The sequence below is a fragment of the Leisingera aquaemixtae genome, from assembly GCF_019801145.1.
Taxonomy (GTDB): domain Bacteria; phylum Pseudomonadota; class Alphaproteobacteria; order Rhodobacterales; family Rhodobacteraceae; genus Leisingera; species Leisingera aquaemixtae_A.
The window spans coordinates 375,211-399,710 of record NZ_JAHVJQ010000002.1; the positions used below are offsets into that span (position 1 = coordinate 375,211).

The window sequence follows — 24,500 nt, forward strand, 5'->3', positions numbered from 1 at the left end:
CCGCCTTTTTTGTTGCCCGAATGTGAAATGGCAGGGCGGTCAAGCCGCCTCCACCTCTTGAAGGATAGTGTCCAGAGTGCGGACTATCACGTCTGTGTCGTCTGATTCGATGGTCAGGGGCGGGCGGATTTTCAGAATGTTGTCCTTTGAGCCCTCGCTGCCGATCAGAATCCGGTAATCACGCATCCTATTCTTGATGTAGGAGCAGATTTCCGTGGCTTCAGAGCCATCCGTGTTGATCAGTTCGAGACCCAGAAACAGACCCATGCCGCGGACATCGCCGACGCAGGCATATTTCTGCTCCAGCGCTTTCAGGCCTGCCATCAGCCTGCCACCCTGAACGCGGGCGTTTTCCTGCAGCCCTTCATTATCGACAATATCCAGCACTTCCTTGCCAATCCGGCAGGATAGGGTCGAGCCGCCGAAGGTGGAAAAGAACTCGATCCCGTTATCGAAACTGTCGGCGATTTCCCTAGTTGTCACCAGCACGCCCAAGGGGTGGCCATTGCCGATCGGCTTGCCCATGACCACTATGTCAGGAACTGCTCCCTGATGTTCGAAGCCGAAATAGAAGTCTCCCAGGCGGCCAAGGCCGGTTTGCACCTCGTCAGCAATGCAAACTCCGCCTGCGGCGCGGATTTTCTTATAAACCGCAGGCAGATACCCCTTGGGCGGAATGACTTGCCCGCCAACTGAGGGAAAGGTTTCCGCGATGAATCCAGCAACGCCATTGCCTTTCTTCTGTAGGCGTTCAATTGCCGGATCCACAAGGTTGGCAAATTTCTGCGCCCGGTCAGGATCATCGCGGCGGAAGGAGCCGCGGTAATCGTCGGCTACTTCGACCAGCTCAACCCAGTCTGCCTGTCCAACTCCTCCGGGCTTGTTGAACTTGTAGGCGGAAATGCTGATCGCGCCAGTGGTGTTGCCATGATAGCCGTGATCGGGCGTCACCATGCCTTTGGATCCGGTATGGGCGCGGGCCAGGCGCAGGGCAAGCTCATTGGCCTCGGTGCCCGAGTTTACAAAGAAGCAGACCTCGAGACGATCAGGCAGCTTGGACAGCACCTTCTCGGCAAAGGCGGTCTGTGCCGGGTGCAGATAGCGGGTGTTTGAGTTCATCCGCTTCAGCTGGTCTGCCGCAACAGCCTGGATACGCGGGTGCGCATGTCCTACATGCGGCACGTTGTTATACGCGTCCAGATACGGCCGTCCCCATTCGTCAAACAAATGGTGTTTCCAGCCGCGTACCAGCATCACCGGATCCCTGTAGGTGAGGCTGAGGTTGCCGCCGAAATGGGTACGGCGCCCGGCAAGCACGTCTTCCTTGCTCGTGGGATAATACCGGACCTTTTCATCCGGCAGGTTCAGCAGGGCAGCCGGGTTCGGGCAGAGCGCGCACCAAAGGTACATTTCGTCAGGATCCCCGACGCCTGGCCAATCGGTTTCGATTCCCTCGGTGCTGAGCGCGACCTGGAAATGCACATGCGGCGCCCAGCCCCCGTTCTGGCCAGGATCGCCCAGGCGGCAGAACTCTTCGCCTTTTTCCACCGTGTCGCCCGGCTTCAGACGGTCCAGAAACTCCGGGTCCAGGTGGCCGTAAAGGGTGTAGAACGAATCTCCATCGGGTGTTTCATGACGTAGGATAATCACGCCGCCGTAGTCCAGATGCCCGCTGCGGAATTCGGCGGCAAAGACCTCGCCGCGCAATGGCGCAAACATTGGCGTGCCCGCCGGAGCAAAGGCGTCAACGGCCAGGTGCACGGTGCGGCGGTTGCTTGATTTGAACGGTCCCTTTCGGAAGGCGCTATCGGTATAGATCAGACGTGGTTCGTGGTAGTAGCCAAGCCATACACGTCCGTTGTCCTCGAATTCGCCGCCAACCCGAGCGGCTTCCTCCAAAGGCATATTGAAGGGATTCTGCGGCCATGTGGAGTTTTCGACCGACAGCGAGCCCATCGGGGCGTCATTCAGGTCATAGCCCATTAGCGGGGCAAAGCTGCCGCGTTCGTGTTCCAGCCAGGCCATTACGCGGTCTGCGCCCTCGACCACCGGCAGGCCGCACGCGGCCCGCAGGCGGGCCGTCAGCAGACCGCCGTGCAGTTTATTGCCTTCCAGGAACCGCCAGGCCGGCGCCTGGGAGATGGTGACATACGGATCATCCGGGTTTTCCGCGGCCATCAGGGTGGAGTTCACCACGCTGACCGCCAGACGCATCCGCAGCAGCGGCCAGACCATGTCCACTTCGGCAGCGGTGAGCGGGTAGATGTTGTGGTAACCCGCGACCAGTGACGCAAGTGCGGCCTCCGGCGCCGGGTGGTCCAGAACGATGTAAGCCGCGGCTATTGCCAGATCGCAGATCCGCGGCGCAGCACACATGTCGCCCAAGTCGATCAGGCCGGACACCCGGCGCGGCTCGTTCAAAACACCTGCCACCATGATGTTATAATCGTTGGCATCATTGTGGATGGCTTGCGCGGGCAACGCTGTCAGATCAGGCTCTAATCCAGTAAATTCCGCTGAAATCTGTTCCAAGATCGCCCGGCGCGCGGGATCCGTGACGCAGGAAAGCTGGTCCTGGATCCAGCCTGCGCGCATCAGATCCCATTTGAAGTCGCGCGTCATCCCTTCGTGCTGGAAATTTTTCAGTGCCTTGGCCGAGCCGCCCAGAACCTCACCGATCTCACGGATCAGCGCATCGCTTTTGGGCTCTGTCTTGGCGTAGCAGCGCCCCGGCAGTTGGTTCAGCAGCCAGACCAGGCGGTCTTGACCTTCCTCGTCCGGCAGGGTCAGCAAAGATTTTCCGGTGGCAGAGGCAATGACCCGCGGACAGGGCAGGTCCGGCTGCCGCTCTGCGATATGCTCGAATGCCTTCACCTGCATATCGACCAGCCACTCCTCGCAGCCGGGGCGCATAGCCTTGAGGATATAGCCTTGGCCATCCAGCCCTTTGGCCAGGAAGTTCAGGTCGTACTCCCCATCCAGGCGAGTCAGCTCCGCCTCAATTCCCCAATGCTCCCGGAGTGCAGCTGCCCAATGCGCAAGCGTCATCCAATATCTCCCCGTGTTCCGGCAGGTCCGGAAATTGAATATTGGATACTTTTTGGACTGAGGCGGAGGGTTAGTCCAGCCAGCCTTTCAGGTTTTCCTCAATCACGCCTGCCAGTGCCGCAACGTGATCGTCATCGTCATTGAGACAGGGGATATAAAGGAAGTCTTCTCCGCCTGCGTGCTCAAAGCTCTCGCGGATCTCTTCGTTGATTTCTTCCAGCGTCTCGATGCAGTCCGCCGAGAAGGCCGGAGCAATCACTGCGATGCTCTTCTTGCCTTCCTTGGCCAGCGTGGCGACGTGATCAACCGTGTAGGGTTTCAGCCATTCCTCGGGCCCGAATACCGACTGGAAAGTGCTGGTAATCTGGGTGTCGTCCCAACCAAGCCGCTCCTTAAGCAGCCGCGTCGTTTTTTGGCACTGGCAGTGATAGGGGTCACCCTGCACCAGATACCGCTTTGGCATCCCATGGTAGGAAACCACCAGAATATCCGGGCGTTTCTCGGCTTTGGCATAGGCTTCTTCCACCGACCGTGACAAAGCGTCGATATAGGCGGGCTGATCAAAATACGGCGCGATGGTGCGGGCGGCGGGCTGCCAGGGCTCTTCCATCAATGCACGGAAGAACTGGTCGTTGGCTGTGCCCGACGTGGCGCCGGCGTACTGAGGGTACAGCGGCACAAACAGGATCTTTTGACAGCCGGCATCCACCATCGATCGCACCTTGGACTTGGTGGAGGGATTGCCGTAACGCATGCAGAAATCGACCATCACCTGATCGCCGTAACGGGCCTTCATCGCCGCGGCCATCTTGGCGGTCTGGTCCTTGGTAATGGTCATCAGCGGGCTTTCGCCCTTGTCGTGGTTCCAGATCGATTTATAGGCCGCACCTGAGGAGAACGGGCGTTTGGTCAGGATGACCAGCTGCAGTAGCGGCTGCCACTTCCAGGACGGGTAGTCGATGACCCGCTTGTCGGACAGGAACTCATTCAGATACCGGCGCATCGGCCAGTAGGAGTAGTCATCCGGTGTGCCTAGGTTGGCCAGCAGGATGCCGACCTTCTCCGCCGGGATCTTCGGGTGATCGGCAGGGGCGTGGGCAGGGCATTTGGCGGTCCGGGCGGCGTCCAGCATGGGCAGGTCCTGTGGGATTGAGAGTTCGTTGAACGAAGGCAAGTTACTGTCTTTACGGGCAGAAGGCCAATTGGATCACATTGGCGCAGTTATAGCGGAAACTGACCGGGTTCAAAGTTTGGTCTCCGGCACTTTCAGCGCATCCGCCAGGCGCATTTGGGCTGACCCCGGGCGCAGCGGCTTCTGCTGGCTGTCCGAAGGCGACCAGCCGGTCAGGCAGACAAGTTCGAAGGTGGCGGGCAGGCGGCCCTCGGCGTTGGCGAAATGCTCCCGGTAAATGTGATCGGCCAGTTGGAACAGGCCGCGCGGCGCCGGGCGTTTCAGGCGCTGGGCAAGGGCGTTGGTTTCCCCCATGCCGCGCAGGTCGTGTATCAAATGGGTCAGGTCGCGGTATTCGGCAGTGAGCGGCACCAGGTCGGCAACCGGCAGGGCAAAGCCCGCACGCTGCAGCAAGCCGCCCAGTTCGCGAATCTCTCCCATTGGCGCAACCCGTGGCGAGAGGCCGCCCAGCACCACGGTTTCGGCTTCCGCCATGGCTGCGCGCAGTTCGTGCAGGGTCTGGCCGCCCAGCGTGATCACCAGCAGCAAACCGTCCTCCTTCAGAGCACGGCGGCATTGGATCAACTGGCCGACAGGATCATTGGCCCAATGCAGGCACATGGCGTGGATCACCACATCATGGGCACCTTCCTCCAGCGCCAGCACATCCTGATCTTCCACGATCTTCGCGCCTGGCAGAGATCCTTCCCAAACCTCCGGAAAGGGACAGACCACAGCCGGGGCTGTAAAGGTTCTGTTAACCAGGCTTAGGCGATCCTCTGCCTCGTCCCGTGCCATCTGGTGCAGGAACAGGGCATCCGGCTGCCGGCGTGAACGGCGGGCTTCCAGGGCGCGGCGGTCGAAAAGCTGCGTGGGTGCTTGTGTCATGGGGGCTATTTAGATGCTGACGGCCCGGATTCAAACCGCTGTTTCACTGATCTACCCTGCACAATGCCTGGGCTGCGGCGGGCTGGTTGGCAGCGACTTCGGTCTTTGCGCCGACTGCTGGTCGGGCATGCATTTCATAAGCGGCACAGTTTGCGAAGGCTGCGGTGTCCCGCTGCCTGGGGAGGCGGACGGGTTTCGGCTAGAATGCGACAGCTGCATGCGCCATCCGCGGCCTTGGAACCAGGGGCGGTCTGCACTGCTTTATGAGGGGCAGGGCCGCAGGCTGGTGCTGGCCTTTAAGCATGGGGACCGCACGGAAATTGCCGACACGGCCGCCGGCTGGCTGCAAAGGGCTTCTGAACAGCTGCTGGACGGTCATCCGCTGGTCTGCCCGGTGCCGCTGCATTGGACCCGGCTGCTGAAGCGCAAGTACAATCAATCCGCCTTGCTGGCGGGGGTGCTGGCCCGGCGCGCGGGGCTGGAGCATTGCCCGGACCTGCTAAGACGCGCTCGGCGAACACCGGCGCTGGAGGGGAAAACGCGGGATCAGCGCTTTCAGATCCTGGGCTCTGCCATAACTGTCCCGCGAGGCCGGAAGGCAAGGATCAAAGGGCGGGCCGTGCTGATCGTGGATGATGTGATGACGTCTGGCGCCACGCTCAGCGCCTGCACCGATGCCTGCCTGCAAGCGGGTGCGGCAGAAGTGAGGGTGGCGGTTCTGGCCCGGGTCACGCAAGCGTGAGGCCGCGGGTCGGCCACTGGCAATTGTTGCAATGAATGCCCAATTCCTCCACAACCTTCGAAACCAGAATATGGGGTCCTGAATGAAACCGGTCGAAATCTACACCTCGCCGCTCTGCGGCTTCTGCCACGCTGCCAAGCGGCTGCTGAACCAGAAAGGTGTTACATTTTCGGAAATTAACGTGCTGGCGCAGCCGGATCGCAAAGCGGAAATGATCCAGCGCGCCAATGGCGGCCGCACGGTGCCGCAGATCTTCATCGGCGATACCCACGTCGGTGGCTGTGATGATCTTTACGCGCTTGAGCAGGCGGGCAAGCTGGACCCGCTGCTTGCGGCCTGAGCCCGGAGAATCGACATGCGTACAGCTTTGCTTCAGATGACATCCACTGATCTTCCGGCCGAAAACCTGGAAACAGTGAAGGCAATGATGGCGGAAGCTGTGCGCGGCGGTGCCGGGTTTGTACTAACGCCGGAGGTCACCAATTGCCTGTCAGGCAGCCGGACGCATCAGAATGGTGTGCTGTGCCACGAGGAAGATGATCCAACTCTGGCGGCCTTGCAGGAAGAAGCAGCCAGGCATGGGGTGTGGCTGCTGCTCGGATCGTTGGGGATAAAGACCCATGATGATGACGGCCGCTTTGCCAACCGCCAGTTCCTGATTTCACCGCAAGGAGAAATCAAGGCGCGTTATGACAAGATCCACATGTTCGATGTCGAGGTTACACCGGAGGAAACCTACCGCGAATCCGACGGATACCGTCCGGGCGCCAAGGCGGTTGTGGCAGACACGCCGTTTGCCAAAATCGGCATGACCATCTGTTATGACGTGCGCTTCCCGCATCTGCACCGGGTGCTGGCCAAGGGCGGCGCGCAGATCATCACCGTGCCGGCCGCTTTTTCCTATGTGACTGGTGCCGCGCATTGGCATTCGCTGTTGCGCGCCCGGGCGATCGAGACCGGCTGTTTCGTGCTGGCGCCTGCGCAGACCGGAAGGCACCCGGCGTCCCGCGGTCCCAGCCGCACGACCTTTGGCCATTCGCTGGCCGTCGCCCCGTGGGGCGAAGTTCTGGCAGATGCGGGTCAGGAACCAGGCGTGACTTACGTTGATCTCGACTTCGAAAAAGTGGCAGAAGCACGCAAACGTGTGCCTTCTTTGACCCATGACCGGGAGTTCGACGGACCCTGATGGACGAGACCCATTCCCTGGCAGTATCGCTGTTCAGCGAGATTTTGATGGCTGACCAGCTGGCCCGGTCACGTCTCAGCAAAGTGCTGCCCAAGGGAATGGAACTGTCGCATTTCTCTGTGCTGAACCATTTGGCACGTGCCGGGCTTGAAAGGTCGCCTGCGCAACTGGCCAAAGCGTTCCATGTGACACGCGGCGCCATGACCAACACCCTGAACAAGCTGGAAGTGGCTGGCTATATCCATGTGCGTCCCGATTGGGACGATGCGCGGCGCAAAATGGTGGCGATCAGTCCGGCAGGAAAACAGGCCCGTGATGCGGCGCTGGCCGGGATCATCCCGGTCATTTCCGAAGTTGTCGGGGAGTTGGGCAGCGACAGGGTCCGGGCCACCCTCCCGATTTTGCGGGAACTCCGAGGCAAGCTGGAAGAGAGCGGCTGATCCAAACGGCCGCACTCGGCCAAGCGCGGACACCTTTCAAAAAAGAAAGACACCTGCAAGCAGGCGCCTTTCTTCCCCATCGGTCCGTGAGTGGCGGTCCCGGTAACCTTTGGGCGGACCCACCCGTTTAAAAGTGGCAAGCATTCACTTGGTTGTTGGGCTTGCGCCCGTTTGCGGAGCGGAAAACATTCCAAATCCGCTATCTGACGATAGCAAGCCGGTCTTAGCCGACAAAGTGTGCATAGGGATTACTCCCTATCCTTTCGGATAAGCCGCTGTCGTGATCAGGCATCACGGGCCGATTTCTCAGCCAGGTTTCACGCTGGCAGTCACGTAGTTGACCGACAGGTCGCGCTCGGAGATCGACCAGTTCCAAGTGATCGGGTTGAAGACAAATCCTTTGCGATCCACCGGTTTCAGCCCGGCGTTGCGCAGCAGCTCGAACAGTTCGTCGGGGGTGATGAACTTGGACCATTCATGGGTGCCGCGCGGCAGCCAGCGCATGATCACCTCGGCCCCGACAATTGCCATCGCAAAGCTCTTGGGGTTGCGGTTGATGGTTGAGCAGATCTCTAAGCCGCCGGGTTTCAGAAGCTGCTGCGTGGCCGTCAGGTAGCTGAGCGGATCGGCGACATGCTCTACTACTTCCATGTTCAGCACAACGTCGAATTGTTCGCCTGCCTCGGCCAGCGCTTCCGCGGTGGTGTGGCGGTAATCTATTTCCAGCCCGGATTGCTCGGCATGAATGCGGGCCACCGGCAGGTTTCCTTCGGCTGCATCCGCGCCGATGACGGTGGCGCCCAGCCGCGCCATCGGCTCGCTCAGCAGCCCGCCGCCGCAGCCGATATCCAGAAGCCGCAGCCCCTCAAACGGGCGCTGTGACCTGAGGTCGCGGCCGAATTCGCCAGCGATCTGGCTGGTGATGTAGTCGAGACGGCACGGGTTCAGCATATGCAGGGGCTTGAACTTGCCGTTCGGATCCCACCACTCCGCCGCCATCGCTTCGAATTTGGCGATTTCCGCAGGGTCGACCGTGGATTGAGGCGCTTGCATTCCTGTCTCCGTGTGCTCTTTTGTAGTCTGACGTTTCACTAAGGTCAGTAATGGATAGATACCCGGACCAAAAGCGCGCTGTGCATTATCTTTACCCGCCGGTTGAGCCTTTTGACCAGCGTATGATCGACGCAGGCCAGGGCCACCGTATCTATGCGGAGCAAAGCGGCAATCCCAACGGCATTCCGGTGATCGTATGCCACGGCGGCCCCGGGGGCGGCAGCAGCCCGGCTATGCGGCGCTATTTCGATCCGCATGTTTATCGAATCATCCTGTTCGACCAGCGCGGCTGCGGCCGGTCGCGCCCCTATGCGTCCTGCGAGAACAATACCACCTGGCACCTGGTGTCCGACATGGAGCTTATCCGCTCGCAGCTGGGAATCGACTCGTGGATCCTGTTCGGGGGCAGCTGGGGGGCGACACTGGCGCTTATCTATGCCCAGACCCATCCAAACCGGGTGCACCAGATCATCCTGCGCGGCGTTTTCCTGATGACTAAGGCTGAGCTGGACTGGTTCTATGGTGGCGGCGCGGGCAAGTTCTGGCCAGAGACCTGGGCCAAGTTCGTCTCGCTGATTCCCGATGCGGAGCGGGGCGATATGATCGCTGCCTACAAGAAACGGCTGTTCTCCGGAAACTTGGACGAGGAAGTGCGCTATGGCCGGGCCTGGTCGGCTTGGGAAAACGCGCTGGCTTCGGTGCATTCCAATGGCCACAGCGGAGAAAGCCCTGGCGATTACGCTCGTGCCTTTGCCCGGCTGGAGAATCACTATTTCAGCAGCGGCGGGTTCCTAGACTACGATGGTCAGATTCTCGCCAATATGGGGCGTATTTCCCATATTCCGGGTGTGATCGTGCAGGGCCGCTATGACATGATCTGCCCGCCGTCCTCCGCCTGGCGCCTCAACGAGCTGTGGCCAAATGCGGAGTTGAAGATGGTGCGCAATGCGGGCCATGCTCTGTCGGAGCCGGGAATCAGCGCAGAGCTGGTCCGGGCGATGGACCGGATCGCAGGAGAGCTTGTGCCATGACGCGCATCGACCGCCGTGCGCTGTTCACCTCGGGTGCTGCTGCAGCCTTGCTGGCGGCAGCTGGGGGGTCGGTTCATGCGTCGCCCAAGGCTGGCGGTGTGCTGCGCCTGGCAGTGCCGCGTGAGGGCGGAATGCTGGAGCAGGCTGCCCGCGGCGCGGTCTATGACACGCTGACGGAAATCGCGCCTGACGGGCTGCTGCGCGGGGAGCTGGCAACCAGCTGGCAATCGGCGCCGGATGCACGAACCTGGACCTTTGATCTGCGCGGCGGTGTCGCTTTTCACGACGGCTCGCCGCTGACGGCGGCGGATGCCGCGGCCTCGCTCAACGCGCTTGGCGTGACCGGTGCAGATGTGCGGTCCGTCACTGCGCTGGGTGGCCATCAGCTGCTGCTGGAACTTGCGCAGCCCAACCCGCATCTTCCCTATCTGCTGGCCAATGCGGATCAGCTGATTGCCCCGGGCGGGAAACTTCCCGTGCCGCTGACTGATGCAGTGGGGACCGGATGTTACCGGGTTGAACGTGCTCAGGAGGACCGTCATTTCCGCGCAGCGAAAGTGCCCGGCCATTACAAGGCTGGCGTTGCTGGCTGGGCGGATACGATTGATATTATCGTGATCCCGGACTCTGCAGTCCGGGCCGAGGCGCTGCGCGACGGCTATGTCGATGTGGCTGCCCTGCCGGAGCCGCGGGGCCTGCTGAAGCGCGGGGAGTTCCTGTACTATCCTTCCTCCAGGGATATGGCATTGGCCGCCCGCCACGATGTCGGCATTCCGCGCAAAGTTGGGCAGCGCGCACCGCTGGACGATGGCCGTATCGCTGAACGCTGGTGGCGAGCGTAGGCCCCCTCGGAGCCGGTGAAAACACAAGCCTTGCAGTTTTCCCCAATTCCCCCTATATGCCTTTGACAACAGCGGCGCGTTGAACCTCTGGCTCAAGGCTCCACCGGGAAATTCGACGGGCCGCGCGCCCGTTTTTTTGTGTTTGCAGGCCTTTGTCTGCACGCCCCAAGTGGAGGTCTGATGACCAACGACCTGATTGCCAAAGCTGCCATCGACCGGCGCCTGGCCGAGATCGTCACCCCGGTGATCGAGGATCTGGGATATGAGCTGGTGCGAATCCGGCTGATGTCTGGTAAGGCGACCACGCTGCAGATCATGGCGGACAAGCCGGATGGCGGCATCGAGGTGGATGACTGCGCCGAAATTTCGAACGCCGTGAGCGCGGTGCTGGACGTCGAGGATCCGATCATCGATGCCTATGCGCTGGAGGTCTCCAGCCCCGGCATCGACCGGCCGCTGACCCGGCTGAAGGACTTCGAGATGTTCGAAGGCTACGAGGCCAAGCTGGAAACCGCCGAGATGGTCGGCGGCCGCCGTCGCTTCAAGGGCGAACTGGCGGGCACTGAAGAGGATGAAGTTCTGATCAACATCGACGATCAGGGCGAAACCGTGACCATTGGTCTGAAATTCGACTGGCTGAGCGACGCCAAGCTGGTCCTGACTGATGATCTGATCAAGGAAATGCTACGCCAGCGCAAAGAGGCCGGCACGCTGAACGAAGACGCATTCGACGAAATCGAGACCGAAGAGTCCGAAGAGGAGAACAAGTAATGGCTATCACCTCTGCAAACCAGCTGGAGCTGTTGCAAACCGCCGAGGCCGTGGCGCGCGAAAAGATGATCGACCCCGGTCTGGTGATTGAGGCGATGGAAGAGAGCCTCGCCCGTGCGGCCAAAAGCCGCTATGGCGCCGAGATGGACATCCGCGTCTCGATCGACCGCAAGACCGGCCGCGCCACCTTTACCCGCGTGCGCACCGTCGTGGCCGATGATGAGCTAGAAAACTACCAGGCCGAGATGACCGTCGAGCAGGCGCGCCAATACATGGCGGACCCTGAAGTGGGCCAGACCTTCGTCGAAGAAGTGCCGCCGGTTGAGATGGGCCGGATCGCCGCCCAGTCGGCCAAGCAGGTGATCCTGCAGAAGGTCCGCGAAGCAGAGCGCGACCGCCAGTACGAAGAATTCAAGGACCGCGCAGGCACCATCATCAATGGCCTGGTCAAGCGCGAAGAATACGGCAACGTCATCGTCGATGTGGGCGCCGGCGAAGCGATCCTTCGCCGCAACGAGAAGATCGGCCGCGAAAGCTACCGCCCGAACGACCGTGTGCGCTGCTATATCAAGGATGTGCGCCGCGAACCGCGCGGCCCGCAGATCTTCCTGTCGCGTACTGCGCCGGAATTCATGGCCGAGCTGTTCAAGATGGAAGTGCCGGAAATCTACGATGGCATCATCGAGATCAAGGCCGTTGCCCGCGATCCCGGTTCGCGCGCCAAGATTGCCGTTATCTCCTACGACGGCTCGATCGATCCGGTCGGCGCCTGTGTGGGTATGCGAGGCTCCCGCGTGCAGGCCGTGGTGAACGAGCTGCAGGGCGAGAAGATCGACATCATCCCGTGGAACGAAGATCAGCCGACTTTCCTGGTGAACGCGCTGCAGCCTGCAGAAGTGTCCAAGGTGGTCCTAGACGAGGAAGCCGGGAAGATCGAGGTCGTGGTTCCGGAAGAGCAGCTGAGCCTGGCCATCGGCCGCCGCGGCCAGAACGTGCGCCTGGCGTCGCAGCTGACCGGTCTCGACATTGATATCATGACCGAGGAAGAAGAATCGGCCCGCCGCCAGAAGGAATTCGAGGCACGGACCAAGCTGTTCATGGAAACCCTGGATCTGGACGAGTTCTTTGCCCAGCTGCTGGTGTCCGAAGGTTTCACCAACCTCGAAGAGGTTGCTTATGTTGAGCTGGACGAGCTGCTGGTCATCGATGGTGTCGACGAAGGTACTGCTGAGGAACTGCAGGCCCGCGCCCGCGACTACCTGGAAGCCCAGGCCAAGGCGGCGCTGGATGCGGCCCGTGAACTGGGTGCCGAAGACAGCCTGATCCAGTTTGAGGGCCTGACCCCTCAGATGGTCGAGGCGCTGGCCAAGGACGGCGTGAAATCGCTGGAAGACTTCGCCACCTGCGCGGACTGGGAACTGGCCGGCGGCTGGACCACCGATGGCGGCGAACGGGTCAAGGATGATGGCATCCTGGAACCTTTTGGCGTGTCCCTGGAAGAAGCGCAGGATCTGGTGATGACCGCCCGCATCATGCTGGGCTGGGTGGATCCGGCGGAGCTGGAAGCCGAAGCGGCTGAAGGCGAAGAAGCTGGTGAAGAGGAAGGCGAAGCCTGAACCGGGGCTTCGTACAGGAGAACTGAATGACACGCGGCGGGGTCACAAAAGACCGGACTGGCGAGAGCGAACGCAAATGCATCGCCACCGGTGAATCTCAGCCCAAGCAGGGCCTCATCCGTTTTGTGATGGGCCCTGAAGGGCGGGTCGTACCCGACGTGATGGGCAAGCTGCCCGGCCGCGGCGTCTATGTCACCTCCAGCCGGGAAGCCCTGGGCACTGCGGTCAAGAAGAAGCTGTTTGCCCGCGGGTTCAAGGCGCAAGTCCAGGTGCCGGAAGAGCTGGTTCAGGATGTCGAGCGCCAGGTCGCTCGACGGGTGATCGAACTGATCAGCCTGGCGCGCAAGTCGGGCGATGCGGTGTCTGGCTTTGAGCGGGTCAAGGACTGGCTGGCCAAGGAAGAGGCGCGGGTGCTGATCCAGGCCTCCGACGGGTCGGGGCGCGGAAAGTCGAAGCTGAGCACGCCCTACAAGGGCAAATTCATCGGCTGCCTCACGGCGGACGAGCTGGGAATGGCATTTGGACGCCAAACTGCGATCCATGCCGCCCTCGCCTCTGGCGGACTCAGCAAACGTGTTGTAGATGAGGCGCAACGACTGCAAGGTTTGCGCGAAATGGTGGGCGGCAACGGCCGCACGGAAGGAAAAGTAGCTTTATGAGCGATAGTGACGGCAAAAAGACACTGGGTCTGCGTGGGGGTTCCCGTCCGGGGAACGTGAAACAGAGTTTCAGCCATGGACGGACCAAGAATGTCGTGGTGGAAACCAAGCGCAAGCGCGTTGTGGTTCCCAAGCCGGGTGCGGCCAAGGGCGGCAGCGGTGCTGCGCCTTCCACATCCGGATCGCGCCGGCCTGCCGGCATTAGCGACGCAGAAATGGAACGCCGCCTGAAGGCTCTGCAGGCCGCCAAGGCCCGCGAGGCTGAAGAAGCCGCGCAGCGCGAAGCCGAGGAAAAGGCCCGCGCCGAAGAGCGTGAGCGCCGCCGGGCGGAGCAGGAAGCCAAGGAACGCGAGCAGCGCGAAGCTGAAGAGCGCGCCCGTCAGAAGGCTGAAGAGGAAGAGCGCAAGCGCATCGAGGCCGAAGAAGAGGCCAAACGTGCCGCCGCTGCGCCCGCACCTGCTGCTGCCAAGGCAGAGCGTCCTGCCCCCAGCAAGCCTGCTCCCGCTGCAGCGCCCCGCAAAGCCGACCGGGAACGCGAGCAGCGCCCGGCACGCGGCAAGGGCCGTGACGACAACCGCCGCTCCGGCAAGCTGACTCTGGGCCAGGCAACTGGCGGTGAAGGCAACCGCCAGCGTTCGATGGCTGCAATGAAGCGCAAGCAGGAACGCGCGCGCCAGAAGGCCATGGGCGGTTCTGTCGAGCGTGAAAAGGTTGTGCGCGACGTGCAGCTGCCGGAAACTATTGTGGTTTCCGAACTCGCCAACCGTATGGCTGAGCGCGTCGCCGATGTGGTGAAGTCGCTCATGCAGATGGGCATGATGGTCACCCAGAACCAGTCGATCGACGCCGATACCGCCGAGCTGATCATCGAGGAATTCGGCCACAAGGTGACCCGCGTTTCCGATGCGGACGTCGAGGATGTGATCAAGGAGGTCGAGGACAAGGAAGAGGACCTGAAACCGCGTCCCCCGGTCATCACCATCATGGGCCACGTCGACCACGGCAAAACCTCGCTGCTGGACGCCATCCGCGATGCGCGTGTGGTGGCAGGCGAAGCCGGCGGCATCACCCAGCACATCGGCGCCTACCAGGTGACCACTGAAGGCGGCACCGTGCTCAGCTTCCTGGATACCCCGGGCCACGCTGCCTTCACCTCGATGCGCTCGCGTGGTGCGCAGGTGACCGATATCGTGGTTCTGGTTGTGGCCGCGGACGACGCGGTGATGCCGCAGACCGTCGAGGCGATCAACCACGCCAAGGCCGCTGGAGTTCCGATGATCGTCGCGATCAACAAGATCGACAAACCGGCAGCAGACCCGATGAAGGTCCGCACCGACCTGCTGCAGCACGAGGTGATCGTGGAGCAGATGTCCGGTGAAGTGCAGGATGTGGAAGTCTCCGCTGTCACTGGTCAGGGTCTGGATGAGCTTCTGGAAGCCATTGCGCTGCAAGCGGAAATCCTGGAACTCAAAGCCAACCCCGACCGCGCTGCACAGGGTGCCGTGATCGAGGCGCAGCTGGATGTGGGCCGCGGCCCCGTGGCCACCGTTCTGGTTCAGAACGGCACCCTGCGCCAGGGCGATATCTTTGTTGTGGGTGAGCAGTACGGCAAGGTCCGCGCGCTGATCAACGACAAGGGCGAGCGCGTTCAGGAAGCAGGCCCCTCGGTTCCGGTCGAGGTTCTTGGTCTCAACGGCACTCCGGAAGCAGGCGACGTTCTGAACGTGACCGAAACCGAAGCGCAGGCGCGCGAAATCGCCGCCTACCGCGAGCAGGCCGCCAAGGACAAGCGTGCCGCCGCTGGTGCCGCAACCACTCTGGAACAGCTGATGGCCAAGGCGAAGGAAGACGAAAACGTCTCTGAACTGCCGATCCTGGTCAAAGCCGACGTGCAGGGTTCCGCCGAAGCCATCGTTCAGGCGATGGAGAAAATCGGCAACGAGGAAGTGCGCGTGCGCGTGCTGCACTCCGGAGTTGGCGCGATCACCGAGACCGACGTCGGCTTGGCGGAAGCCTCCGGTGCACCGATCATGGGCTTCAACGTCCGTGCCAATGCCTCGGCCCGTAACACCGCCAACCAAAAGGGTGTGGAGATCCGCTACTACTCGGTGATCTATGACCTGGTGGATGACGTAAAAGCAGCGGCTTCGGGCCTGCTGTCGGCGGAGATCCGCGAAAACTTCATCGGCTATGCGCAGATCAAGGAAGTTTTCAAGGTCACGGGTGTTGGCAAAGTTGCCGGCTGTCTGGTCACCGAGGGCGTTGCCCGCCGCTCGGCCGGTGTGCGCCTGCTGCGTGACAACGTGGTGATCCACGAAGGCACGCTGAAGACCCTGAAGCGCTTCAAGGATGAGGTCTCTGAGGTTCAGTCCGGTCAGGAATGCGGTATGGCGTTTGAGAACTACGACGATATCCGCCCGAATGACGTGATCGAAATCTTCGAGCGCGAAGAAGTGACCCGCACCCTCGATTAATCCCGGCGGGAAGCAGAAAAGACAGGCCCCGGTTTTTGCCGGGGCCTTTTTTGTTCATCATTTCCCTCTTCAGCAGCGTCACCAGTGAAAACAGGAAGAAGGGCAGCCTGAGGAGCTGCCCTTCCTTGCCTGGCGTGCGTGAGTGGCTGCCCAGGCCGCGGGTGCTGCCGGGGGGACTGCACCGCGATTACTCCGTTCGGGAATGCCCGTATGATGAAGCCGAGAAGCAGGGAAAGGATCCCCCTCAATATGAGAGGCGGTTCCTGTTTTGCTGAAGTCGAAGCCGGTAAGCCCGTTTGTTCTTAAATACTTGATCAGATAAATTAACAAAGGGTTCACGCGCGCCGGGGCCGGGCAGTTAAATGCCCGGCAAAAAAGCAGAAAACGGATTCCGCTTTGCGACGGCTGCGCCGCAAAATGACTGTTCGCGTGCTAAAGCCAATCGCGAAGGATGGGGATCAGCGGGATATCGGCTGGCGGCATCGGGTAATCGCGCAGGTCCTGTGGGCGGACCCATTTCAGGGTCTGGCCTTCTTTTGCTTGCGGGATGCCCTCCCACTTGCGGCAGGCAAACAGCGGCATCAGCAGGTGGAAATCCGCGTAAGAATGGCTGGCAAAGGTTAGCGGAGCCAGGCAGGAAGCCCAGGTATCTATGCCCAGCTCCTCATGCAGCTCTCGGACCAGCGCGGCCTCCGGAGTTTCCCCCGGTTCGATCTTGCCGCCGGGAAACTCCCAGAGGCCAGCCATGGACTTGCCTTCAGGCCGCTGCGCGAGCAGCACGCGCCCATCCACATCGATAAGTGCAACCGCGGATACCAGTACTGTCTTCATGACCGGTAATCCGCGTTGATTGAGATGTATTGATGCGTGAGATCGCACGTCCAGACGGTTGCCGAGCCGCTGCCAAGCCCCAAGTCGACCTTGATGCTGATCTCCTGCTTCTTCATCTCCGCCGCACCCAGCTCTTCCTTGTAGTCTGGCGACACCCAGCCCTTTTCGGCCACCAGCACATCGCCAAAGGAAATCGACAGGAGATCGCGGTCTGCAGCGGCGCCGGACTTGCCGATTGCCATCACTACGCGGCCCCAGTTCGGATCTTCTCCGGCTATGGCGGTTTTCACCAAGGGGGAGTTGGCAATTGCCATGCCATGCACCTTGGCATCAGCATCCGAAGCTGCGCCCGTTACCTGAATTTCCACAAATTTGGTCGCGCCTTCGCCGTCGCGCACCACTTGGTGCGACAGGTCCAGCATGACCCGCTCCAGGCCGGAAGCAAATTCCGCGTTGCCAGTGGCGTCCACGCCGGACGCTCCGGTGGCGCAGAGCATCAGGCTGTCGGAGGTGGAGGTATCGCTGTCCACGGTGATGCAGTTGAAACTGCGGTCGCAAATCTCCGCCAGCTGGGCCTGCAGCGCCGCCTGCTCCACCTTGGCATCGGTGAAGATGTAGACCAGCATCGTCGCCATGTCCGGCGCGATCATACCGGAACCTTTGGCGATGCCGGCGACCTTGACCGTCTTGCCTTCGATGCCGACCGTGGCGCTGGCGCCTTTGGCAAATGTGTCGGTCGTCATGATTGCCTTGGCGGCGTCTTCCAGCGCGTTTTCATCCAATGCGCCGTTCAGCTCTCCGATCTTGGCAATAATCCGGTCGTGCGGCAGCGGCTCGCCGATGACGCCGGTGGAGGCAGAGAATACACGTTCCGCCGGGATGCCGGTTTCTGCGGCCACAGCCGAAGTAATCTCCGCTACTGAGGTTTGGCCGTAGTGGCCAGTAAAGGCGTTGGAATTTCCTGAGTTCACCAGGATGGCCGCGCCGGCATCCGCCGCGCCGCCCAGCTTGGACTGGCAGTCGAGAACCGGAGCGGAACGGGTCTTGGAGCGAGTAAAGACACCGGCTACCGCGGTGCCCGGATCCATGACAGCCAGCATCACATCGGTACGGCCCTGGTATTTGACACCGGCGGCAGCAGATGCAAAGCGCACGCCGCTGATCACGGGAAGATCGGGGAAGCTAGCGGGTGCCAGCGGTGAAACGGGCATGGATTTGGCCATGATCAGTTCCTTACCAGGCTAATGTCTTTGAGAATGGCCGGGTCCAGGTCCTCGATCTCGGGCCGTTCGATTTTGGCGGCAGCGGTCAGCTCGTTCACCCGCTCCTCAACAGCTTTTTGGCGCAGCTCATCCGCCAATTCTGCACGCACCTCTTCGAATTCGGGCGCTTCCGTTTTGCGGCGGTCGTTCAGCAGAATGATATGCCAGCCGAACTGGGTCTGGACCGGGGCTGATACCTCTCCCGCGCGCAGTTTCAGGACCGCCTGCTCGAATTCCGGTACCATGCGGCCGGTGGTGAACCAGCCGAGGTCACCGCCATTGGGGCCGGACGGGCCGGTGGAACGCTCTTTTGCCAGGGTCGCAAAGTCGGCGCCAGCGTCCAGCTCGGCCTTGACGTCCACCGCGTCTTCTTCGCTTTCGACCAGGATATGCGCAGCGTGGAATTCATCGCCGCCTTCGCCGGTGGAATACTTCTCGTCGTATGCCGCCCGTAGCTTCTCTTCACCGCTGGCCTTGTCCATAACCATTTCGATCACGTCCGCCGCCAGCATGGCGCGTTCCTCGTTTTCGACCGAAAGCTCGACATAGCGCGGGACCTCGCCTCGCAGCTGCTGTTTCAGCGCCGTCTGCTGGATCAGCTGGTCCAGGATTGCGTTGTACAGCACTTCGTCCGGCAGCTGCTTGTACTGGGCCGGCAGGTTTTCGCGGGCCATGACCATATGGCCGATGGTGATCTCTTCGCCGTTGACCGAGGCAACCACGGTGTTTGCATGCGGTGCTGCTGCTGCGGTCAGCGGCAGCGCTGCACAGGCAGCAATCGCCATGCCGCGCAGAAATGTGAGACCTTTACGCATTGAAACCTTCCTATTCCTTGGCCGCGGTGGGGCCTGGCGTTGACACTCTATACCCTGCCGCTTACATCGCTTTGAGGCCATTGGCAGGACCGTCTTTCCACCATTGTTTATGGGTTGCGGACACGGCGGGCAAGCCTGCCCGATGCAAAGGCCGGACATAGGATCGCTGGAGAAGATATGCTGGGTTTCGGAACAATCGCCAAAAAGGTTTTCGGCACGCCGAACGACCGTAAAATCAAGGCGACACGGCCGCTGATTGCGCAAATCAACGGGCTGGAAGATGAGTTCGCGAAGCTTAGCGATGACGGGCTGGTGGCAAAGACCGAGGAGCTGCGCAAGCGGGCGCTGGATGGCGAGAGCCTGGATGCGCTGCTGCCTGAGGCATTTGCCAACGTGCGTGAAGCAGCCAAGCGGGCCCTGGGTTTGCGCGCCTTTGATACCCAGCTGATGGGCGGTGTGTTCCTGCACCAGGGTAACATTTCCGAGATGAAGACCGGCGAGGGCAAGACCCTGGTTGCCACCTTCCCGGCCTACTTGAACGCCCTGACCGGCAAGGGCGTGCATGTGGTCACCGTGAACGAATATCTCGCCAAGCGCGACAGTGAGTGGATGGGCAAGGTATTTGCCCAGCTTGGCATGACCACCGGCGTGATCTGGTCGGGCCAGCCCGATGCCGAGAAAATGGCCGCCTATCAAAGCGACGTCACCTATGCGACGAACAATGAGCTGGGCTTTGACTACCTGCGCGACAACATGAAACCGTCGCTGGATCAGGTGTTTCAGAAGCAGCACAACTTTGCCATCGTGGACGAGGTGGATTCGATCCTGATCGACGAGGCGCGCACCCCGCTGATCATCTCCGGCCCGGCCGAGGATCGCTCGGAGCTCTACGCGACCATCGACAAGGTGATCCCGCTGCTGGCGGAAGACCACTATGAGATTGATGAGAAAACCCGCGGTGTGACCTTTACCGAGGATGGCAACGAATACCTGGAGCAGGTTCTGCGTGAGCATGGGCTGCTGGAAGGAGAGGCGTCGCTTTACGACCCCGAAAGCACAACGGTGGTTCACCACGTCAACCAGGCCCTGCGGGCGCACAAGCTGTTCCAGCGCGACAAGGATTACATTGTCCGCAACGGCCAGGTGGTGCTGATCGACGAATTCACGGGCCGCATGATGGCCGGCCGCCGCCTGTCCGAAGGGCTGCACCAGGCCATTGAAGCTAAGGAAGAGGTGGACATCCAGCCGGAGAACACCACCCTGGCCTCGGTCACCTTCCAAAACTATTTCCGCCTTTATGACAAGCTGTCGGGCATGACCGGCACCGCGATGACTGAGGCCGAGGAATTTGCCGAAATCTACGGCCTTGGCGTGGTGGAAGTTCCGACCAACCGTCCGATTGCGCGTCTGGACGAGGATGATCAGGTCTACCGCACGGCCCGTGAGAAATATGAAGCCATGATCGAAGAGGCAAAGGAAGCGCACGGAAAGGGTCAGCCAGTGCTTCTGGGCACGACTTCGATTGAAAAGTCCGAGCTGCTGAGCCAGATGCTGGAGAAGGAAGGCATCCCGCACAACGTGCTGAACGCCCGCCACCATGAGCAGGAAGCGCAGATCGTGGCGGATGCAGGCCGCCTGGGTGCCGTGACCATTGCCACCAACATGGCCGGCCGCGGCACTGACATTCAGCTCGGCGGCAATGTCGAGATGAAGGTGCTGGAAGCCTTGGCAGCAAACCCTGAGGCGGATCCGGTGGAGCTGCGTGCCACTGAGGAAGCCAAGCACGCCGAGGAAAAGCAGAAGGTTCTGGATGCCGGGGGCCTTTTCGTGATGGCGTCTGAGCGCCACGAAAGCCGCCGCATCGACAATCAGCTGCGCGGCCGGTCCGGCCGCCAGGGCGACCCGGGGCGTACCCGCTTCTACCTCAGCCTCGAAGACGATCTGATGCGGATCTTTGGCTCCGAACGGCTGGACAAGCTGCTGTCCTCGCTGGGCATGAAGGAAGGTGAGGCGATTGTTCACCCGTGGGTCAACAAATCGCTGGAACGCGCGCAGGCGAAGGTCGAGGGCCGCAACTTCGACATGCGCAAGAACGTTCTGAAGTTTGACGATGTGATGAACGATCAGCGCAAGGTGATCTTCAACCAGCGCCGTGAGATTATGGCTGCGGATGACCTGTCCGAGATTACCGACGACATGCGTCATGAAGTGATTGACGACCTGCTCGACACCTATATGCCGCCTAAGACCTACGCCGATCAGTGGGATACTGCCGGCCTGCAGGAACAGGTTCGGGAGATGTTGTCGATTGACGCGCCGGTTGCCGAATGGGCGGCTGAGGAGGGCGTCGATGATGAGCAGATCAGAGAGCGCCTGGTTGAAGCCTCTGACAAGCTTATGGCGCAAAAAGCCGAAGCCTTCGGTCCGGAAAACATGCGCAACATCGAAAAACAGGTGCTGCTGCAAACCATCGACAAGAAGTGGCGCGAGCATCTTCTGACTTTGGAGCATCTGCGTTCCGTTGTCGGCTTCCGCGGTTATGCGCAGCGCGATCCGCTCAATGAGTACAAGAACGAGAGCTTCCAACTGTTTGAGGGCATGCTGGACAGTCTGCGCGAAGAGGTCTCTCAGCAGCTCAGCCGCGTGCGCCCGATGACCGAGGAAGAGCAGCAGCAGATGCTGATGGAAATGGCAGCCCGCCAGGCCGCCATGCAGCAGATGGCAACTCAGGCTCATGCAGCGGAAGCACCGGCGGAAGAACCCGCTCCAGGCTTCGTTGAGGATGACCCGGCAACTTGGGGCACCCCCTCGCGCAATGAAAAATGCCCCTGCGGGTCAGGCAAGAAATTCAAGCATTGCCACGGCAGCCTGGCCTGATTGCGGGCTTGCAATAAAGTAACAGCCTGACTCCGGTAACCTGCCCCTGGCTGCGGCCAGGGCAGGGCCGGAATGGCAAGCCTCTGCTGGAGAAGGTGCTGTGCTGCACCAGGTTCGTCAAAGGAGGGCAGTGCGCTGCCAATCCGAGTGGGCAGCTCCCCCGAGTTTGTTTCCTTGTGCGCAACGAAATCGGCGAAATTGCCGGATTCTCTCCTGCTGGCGGCCATAAACTGGCCGTCATTGCCGGGCAGGTTTCCTCTACTGGGCGGGCTCAGGAGGATCCAATGCCGAATAGACAGGTAATTCTGACAGCTGCGATGACTTTGGCTTGCGCCTTGGGCATCGGAATTTACATGCAGTATTCCGGTGCCGGCCGCGGGGTGGAAACTGCCCAGGGACTGGCAGGGGGCGCGTCCGAATTGCCGATTGAGCCGGAAGCGGCCGAGCTTCGGATCGAACGGATTGCTTTGACCTCTGCGCCGCCGGATACGGCCATCGAGCCGAAAGGCACTCCCGGGGCGGATCCGGTGCCGGCAGCATCATGTCAGATGACAGCAACTGCCGAAGCCGCACCCCAGGCAATGGTGGCGTTCTCCGTTGATGCGCCTTGCCGCGCGCATGAGCGTCTGACAGTGCATCACAGCGGCATGAGCTTTACAGCTTCCTTGGACAGCACTGGGCAGTATGCATCCCTTGTGCCTGCATTGGCGCGGACAGCCGTTTTTATTGCGGAAACGGCAAGCGGCGCCGGGGCCGTCGCGGTTGCCGAGGTGGATGGTATCGAATCTATGGAGCGTGTTGTCGTGCAGTGGAGCGGCAATAGCGGATTCGAAGTGCACGCCCGCGAATTCGGTGCAGCTTATGGCAGTGCAGGCCACGTCTGGCACGGGGCCGCAGGCGGGTCAGGAGCCGGGTGGATCGACCGGTTTGGCGACGAGAGCCATCTGGCAGCCCGTGTTGCTGAAGTCTACAGCCTGCCATCCCGTCTGCCCGGACAATCGGGCACCGTATCCCTGACCGCAGAAGCTGAGGTAACCACCAGCAATTGCGGACGGGACATCTTTGCACAGGCGCTGCAGCTGCGCGGCGGCAGGCTCAGCAGCCGTGATCTGGTGCTGGCAATGCCGGACTGTGACGCACAGGGCAGTTTTCTGGTGTTGAATAATCTGGTGGAAGACCTGAAAATCGCCGCCAACTGATTTGCGGTAACTTCAGGTATCCACATGACCTTCTTCCGTGCGGCCGTTTGCGCCGCACTTTTTCTGACGGTTCTGGCGCGCGGTCTCGCGGCCCAGGATGTCACCCTGTCTTCTCCGGATGGCGCGGTTGAAATCACCGGCACGCTATTGGGTTTTGATGGTGAATTCTACCGGGTGCAAACCCAGTTCGGCGAACTCACCGTGGACGGCTCGGGAGTGGACTGCGAAGGGCCTGGGTGCCCCAGTCTGTCCGGCTTTGTGGCCGAGATCACCCTTGCTGGCTCCTCCGTAATGTCGGAAGTGCTGCTGCCAGCGCTGATTGAAGGCTTTGCCCGGCGCAACGGGTACCAGAGCCGCCGCGAGCCCCTGCCGGAAGGGAACTTCAGCCATGTGCTGATGCGCGGCCAGACACCGGTTGCACGCTTCACCTTTATTGCCAGCAATACCGATGCTGGTTTTGCGGCCCTTATTTCCGATGAGGCAGATGTCGCGATGGCATTGCGGGAAATCCGCCCGCTGGAGCGGAAGGCCGCGAGGGCGGCCGGGCTGGGGGACTTGACCGGTGCCGGCCGCAGCCGGGTGCTGGCGTTGGACGCGTTTGTGCCGGTGGTGGCGCCCGGTAACCCGGTGCGCGAAATCTCCCTGCCGCAGCTTGCCGGGATCCTGTCCGGCCGGATCACAAACTGGCAGGAGCTAGGCGGCCCGGATGCACCCGTTTCCATACATATGCCGGTGTCCGCTTCCGGCCTCTCTCAGGCGGTGGAAGACAAGCTGATGGTGCCTTTTGGCGCCGGCTTTACACCCGCAATCCGCCGCCATGACCGCAGCAGCACGCTGGTCCGGCGGGTACTGATCGATCCTTTTGCCATCGGCATTGCCAGCTACGCCGAGAAAGGCGCAGCACGTGTGCTGACGCTGACCGGCCCTTGCGGGTTTTCGCTGCAGGCCAGCCGCCGGGCAGTCAAGACAGAGGATTATCCGCTGACGGTTCCCATGTTCCTGTATTTGCCGGCCCGGCGCCTTCCCAAGGTGGTGCGGGACTTTCTCGCCTATGTGCGCGGGCCCGCTGCGCAGGCCGTGATCCGCCGGGCCGGGTTTGTGGATCAGGCGCCGGAGCTGATCCCGGTCAGCCGCCAGGGCAACCGGCTGGCCAACGCGATTCTTGCCGCAGAAGGAAAAGAAGACCTCAATGAGCTGCAACGCTTGATGAACCAGCTGGGCGGAATGCGGCGGCTGACGGTCTCCTTCCGCTTTGAACCTGGATCGTCCCGCCCTGATGCTCAATCCCGCAGCAATATCGAACACCTTGCCCGGGCTCTGGAGGCAGGTGAATTCGATGCAAAGGAGCTTGTCTTTGCAGGTTTCTCGGACGGGGTCGGACCTGCCACTGGCAACCGGCAGATTGCATTGAAACGGGCCGCTGCCGTGCGGGAGGCTATTGTCCAGGCAGCAGAAACAGCAGATGCAAGCCGTGTTGATATCCGAACAGAGGGTTTTGGCGAGGCCTTGCCGATGGCCTGCGACGACAGTGAATGGGGACGGCAGATCAACCGCCGGGTAGAAGTCTGGGTTCGCTAGAGTCGGCCCGGTTTCAG

20 protein-coding genes are annotated in these 24,500 nt (G+C 61.3%); 13 read left to right on the forward strand and 7 right to left on the reverse strand.

All coding sequences use genetic code 11. From position 1 onward, the window contains the following. Window positions 1–39: 39 nt before the first annotated feature. The 3 genes from KUW17_RS06355 to KUW17_RS06365 form a co-directional block, all read right to left on the reverse strand. Window positions 40–3,048: an aminotransferase class III-fold pyridoxal phosphate-dependent enzyme gene (locus KUW17_RS06355; RefSeq protein WP_222476909.1), complete on the reverse strand. Its 3,009-nt coding sequence runs from the start codon at window positions 3,046–3,048 to the stop codon at window positions 40–42. A 70-nt stretch (window positions 3,049–3,118) separates the two neighbouring features. Continuing rightward, window positions 3,119–4,180 carry a ferrochelatase gene (gene hemH / locus KUW17_RS06360; RefSeq protein WP_222476910.1) on the reverse strand — a complete coding sequence of 354 codons (1,062 nt, stop codon included), beginning with the start codon at window positions 4,178–4,180 and terminating at the stop codon, window positions 3,119–3,121. Window positions 4,181–4,291: 111 nt separating this feature from the next. After that, on the reverse strand, window positions 4,292–5,107 hold the full coding sequence (locus KUW17_RS06365; protein WP_222476911.1) for a methyltransferase domain-containing protein: 816 nt from the start codon (window positions 5,105–5,107) through the stop codon (window positions 4,292–4,294). Between the two features lie 13 nt (window positions 5,108–5,120). Between KUW17_RS06365 and KUW17_RS06370 the strand changes: the two genes are divergently transcribed. The 4 genes from KUW17_RS06370 to KUW17_RS06385 all read left to right on the forward strand — a co-directional run bounded on the left by KUW17_RS06370 (window position 5,121) and on the right by KUW17_RS06385 (window position 7,475). Further along, the gene (locus KUW17_RS06370) at window positions 5,121–5,849 is read left to right on the forward strand and encodes a ComF family protein (RefSeq protein ID WP_222476912.1); all 729 of its coding nucleotides are present in this window, start codon (window positions 5,121–5,123) and stop codon (window positions 5,847–5,849) included. 82 nt (window positions 5,850–5,931) lie between these two features. Beyond that, on the forward strand, window positions 5,932–6,189 hold the full coding sequence (gene grxC / locus KUW17_RS06375; protein ID WP_222476913.1) for a glutaredoxin 3: 258 nt from the start codon (window positions 5,932–5,934) through the stop codon (window positions 6,187–6,189). A gap of 15 nt (window positions 6,190–6,204) precedes the next feature. Further along, the gene (locus tag KUW17_RS06380; RefSeq protein ID WP_222476915.1) at window positions 6,205–7,035 is read left to right on the forward strand and encodes a carbon-nitrogen hydrolase family protein; all 831 of its coding nucleotides are present in this window, start codon (window positions 6,205–6,207) and stop codon (window positions 7,033–7,035) included. After that, window positions 7,035–7,475, forward strand: a complete 441-nt coding sequence (locus KUW17_RS06385) for a MarR family winged helix-turn-helix transcriptional regulator (protein ID WP_019295272.1) — start codon at window positions 7,035–7,037, stop codon at window positions 7,473–7,475. The genes KUW17_RS06380 and KUW17_RS06385 overlap by 1 nt, the downstream gene beginning before the upstream one ends. A gap of 306 nt (window positions 7,476–7,781) precedes the next feature. On the opposite strand, the gene ubiG is transcribed toward KUW17_RS06385, so the two are convergent. After that, window positions 7,782–8,528: a bifunctional 2-polyprenyl-6-hydroxyphenol methylase/3-demethylubiquinol 3-O-methyltransferase UbiG gene (gene ubiG, locus KUW17_RS06390; RefSeq protein WP_222476917.1), complete on the reverse strand. Its 747-nt coding sequence runs from the start codon at window positions 8,526–8,528 to the stop codon at window positions 7,782–7,784. 50 nt (window positions 8,529–8,578) lie between these two features. On the opposite strand from ubiG, the gene pip reads away from it, so the two are divergent. The 6 genes from pip (at window position 8,579) to infB (ending at window position 15,921) form a co-directional block, all read left to right on the forward strand. Then, the gene (pip, locus tag KUW17_RS06395) at window positions 8,579–9,559 is read left to right on the forward strand and encodes a prolyl aminopeptidase (RefSeq protein WP_222476919.1); all 981 of its coding nucleotides are present in this window, start codon (window positions 8,579–8,581) and stop codon (window positions 9,557–9,559) included. Continuing rightward, a complete protein-coding gene (locus KUW17_RS06400) occupies window positions 9,556–10,401 on the forward strand; it encodes an ABC transporter substrate-binding protein (RefSeq protein ID WP_222476927.1) in 846 nt (281 codons plus the stop codon). The genes pip and KUW17_RS06400 overlap by 4 nt, the downstream gene beginning before the upstream one ends. A gap of 180 nt (window positions 10,402–10,581) precedes the next feature. Beyond that, a complete protein-coding gene (gene rimP, locus KUW17_RS06405) occupies window positions 10,582–11,172 on the forward strand; it encodes a ribosome maturation factor RimP (protein WP_222476929.1) in 591 nt (196 codons plus the stop codon). Beyond that, the gene (gene nusA, locus KUW17_RS06410; protein ID WP_222476930.1) at window positions 11,172–12,788 is read left to right on the forward strand and encodes a transcription termination factor NusA; all 1,617 of its coding nucleotides are present in this window, start codon (window positions 11,172–11,174) and stop codon (window positions 12,786–12,788) included. Before rimP ends, nusA begins: the two co-directional genes overlap by 1 nt. Before the next feature lie 26 nt (window positions 12,789–12,814). Beyond that, window positions 12,815–13,447 carry an RNA-binding protein gene (locus tag KUW17_RS06415; RefSeq protein WP_222476931.1) on the forward strand — a complete coding sequence of 211 codons (633 nt, stop codon included), beginning with the start codon at window positions 12,815–12,817 and terminating at the stop codon, window positions 13,445–13,447. Continuing rightward, a complete protein-coding gene (gene infB / locus KUW17_RS06420) occupies window positions 13,444–15,921 on the forward strand; it encodes a translation initiation factor IF-2 (protein ID WP_222476941.1) in 2,478 nt (825 codons plus the stop codon). The genes KUW17_RS06415 and infB overlap by 4 nt, the downstream gene beginning before the upstream one ends. Window positions 15,922–16,353: 432 nt before the next feature. On the opposite strand, the gene mutT is transcribed toward infB, so the two are convergent. The 3 genes from mutT to KUW17_RS06435 are packed head-to-tail and all read right to left on the reverse strand — an operon-like array spanning window position 16,354 to window position 18,829. Continuing rightward, window positions 16,354–16,752 carry an 8-oxo-dGTP diphosphatase MutT gene (mutT, locus tag KUW17_RS06425; protein WP_222476945.1) on the reverse strand — a complete coding sequence of 133 codons (399 nt, stop codon included), beginning with the start codon at window positions 16,750–16,752 and terminating at the stop codon, window positions 16,354–16,356. Continuing rightward, window positions 16,749–17,975, reverse strand: a complete 1,227-nt coding sequence (argJ, locus tag KUW17_RS06430) for a bifunctional glutamate N-acetyltransferase/amino-acid acetyltransferase ArgJ (RefSeq protein ID WP_222476946.1) — start codon at window positions 17,973–17,975, stop codon at window positions 16,749–16,751. The genes mutT and argJ overlap by 4 nt, the downstream gene beginning before the upstream one ends. A 2-nt stretch (window positions 17,976–17,977) precedes the next feature. Further along, entirely contained in the window at window positions 17,978–18,829 is an 852-nt protein-coding gene (locus KUW17_RS06435; RefSeq protein WP_222476949.1) for a peptidylprolyl isomerase, read from the reverse strand. Window positions 18,830–19,006: 177 nt separating this feature from the next. On the opposite strand from KUW17_RS06435, the gene secA reads away from it, so the two are divergent. From secA to KUW17_RS06450, 3 genes are all read left to right on the forward strand, one after another. After that, the gene (secA, locus tag KUW17_RS06440) at window positions 19,007–21,706 is read left to right on the forward strand and encodes a preprotein translocase subunit SecA (RefSeq protein WP_222476954.1); all 2,700 of its coding nucleotides are present in this window, start codon (window positions 19,007–19,009) and stop codon (window positions 21,704–21,706) included. 95 nt (window positions 21,707–21,801) lie between these two features. Beyond that, the gene (locus tag KUW17_RS06445) at window positions 21,802–22,905 is read left to right on the forward strand and encodes a hypothetical protein (protein WP_315899384.1); all 1,104 of its coding nucleotides are present in this window, start codon (window positions 21,802–21,804) and stop codon (window positions 22,903–22,905) included. A gap of 24 nt (window positions 22,906–22,929) precedes the next feature. Further along, entirely contained in the window at window positions 22,930–24,483 is a 1,554-nt protein-coding gene (locus KUW17_RS06450; protein ID WP_222476956.1) for a phosphate ABC transporter substrate-binding/OmpA family protein, read from the forward strand. The last annotated feature ends 17 nt before the right edge of the window (window positions 24,484–24,500 follow it).

Excerpts from the sequence above, each read along its gene's own strand:
- KUW17_RS06355 (WP_222476909.1), bottom strand. The coding sequence starts at position 3,048 with ATGACGCTTGCGCATTGGGCAGCTGCACTCCGGGAGCATTGGGGAATT.
- hemH (WP_222476910.1), bottom strand. The coding sequence starts at position 4,180 with ATGCTGGACGCCGCCCGGACCGCCAAATGCCCTGCCCACGCCCCTGCC.
- KUW17_RS06365 (WP_222476911.1), bottom strand. The coding sequence starts at position 5,107 with ATGACACAAGCACCCACGCAGCTTTTCGACCGCCGCGCCCTGGAAGCC.
- KUW17_RS06370 (WP_222476912.1), top strand. The coding sequence starts at position 5,121 with ATGCTGACGGCCCGGATTCAAACCGCTGTTTCACTGATCTACCCTGCA.
- grxC (WP_222476913.1), top strand. The coding sequence starts at position 5,932 with ATGAAACCGGTCGAAATCTACACCTCGCCGCTCTGCGGCTTCTGCCAC.
- KUW17_RS06380 (WP_222476915.1), top strand. The coding sequence starts at position 6,205 with ATGCGTACAGCTTTGCTTCAGATGACATCCACTGATCTTCCGGCCGAA.
- KUW17_RS06385 (WP_019295272.1), top strand. The coding sequence starts at position 7,035 with ATGGACGAGACCCATTCCCTGGCAGTATCGCTGTTCAGCGAGATTTTG.
- ubiG (WP_222476917.1), bottom strand. The coding sequence starts at position 8,528 with ATGCAAGCGCCTCAATCCACGGTCGACCCTGCGGAAATCGCCAAATTC.
- pip (WP_222476919.1), top strand. The coding sequence starts at position 8,579 with ATGGATAGATACCCGGACCAAAAGCGCGCTGTGCATTATCTTTACCCG.
- KUW17_RS06400 (WP_222476927.1), top strand. The coding sequence starts at position 9,556 with ATGACGCGCATCGACCGCCGTGCGCTGTTCACCTCGGGTGCTGCTGCA.
- rimP (WP_222476929.1), top strand. The coding sequence starts at position 10,582 with ATGACCAACGACCTGATTGCCAAAGCTGCCATCGACCGGCGCCTGGCC.
- nusA (WP_222476930.1), top strand. The coding sequence starts at position 11,172 with ATGGCTATCACCTCTGCAAACCAGCTGGAGCTGTTGCAAACCGCCGAG.
- KUW17_RS06415 (WP_222476931.1), top strand. The coding sequence starts at position 12,815 with ATGACACGCGGCGGGGTCACAAAAGACCGGACTGGCGAGAGCGAACGC.
- infB (WP_222476941.1), top strand. The coding sequence starts at position 13,444 with ATGAGCGATAGTGACGGCAAAAAGACACTGGGTCTGCGTGGGGGTTCC.
- mutT (WP_222476945.1), bottom strand. The coding sequence starts at position 16,752 with ATGAAGACAGTACTGGTATCCGCGGTTGCACTTATCGATGTGGATGGG.
- argJ (WP_222476946.1), bottom strand. The coding sequence starts at position 17,975 with ATGGCCAAATCCATGCCCGTTTCACCGCTGGCACCCGCTAGCTTCCCC.
- KUW17_RS06435 (WP_222476949.1), bottom strand. The coding sequence starts at position 18,829 with ATGCGTAAAGGTCTCACATTTCTGCGCGGCATGGCGATTGCTGCCTGT.
- secA (WP_222476954.1), top strand. The coding sequence starts at position 19,007 with ATGCTGGGTTTCGGAACAATCGCCAAAAAGGTTTTCGGCACGCCGAAC.
- KUW17_RS06450 (WP_222476956.1), top strand. The coding sequence starts at position 22,930 with ATGACCTTCTTCCGTGCGGCCGTTTGCGCCGCACTTTTTCTGACGGTT.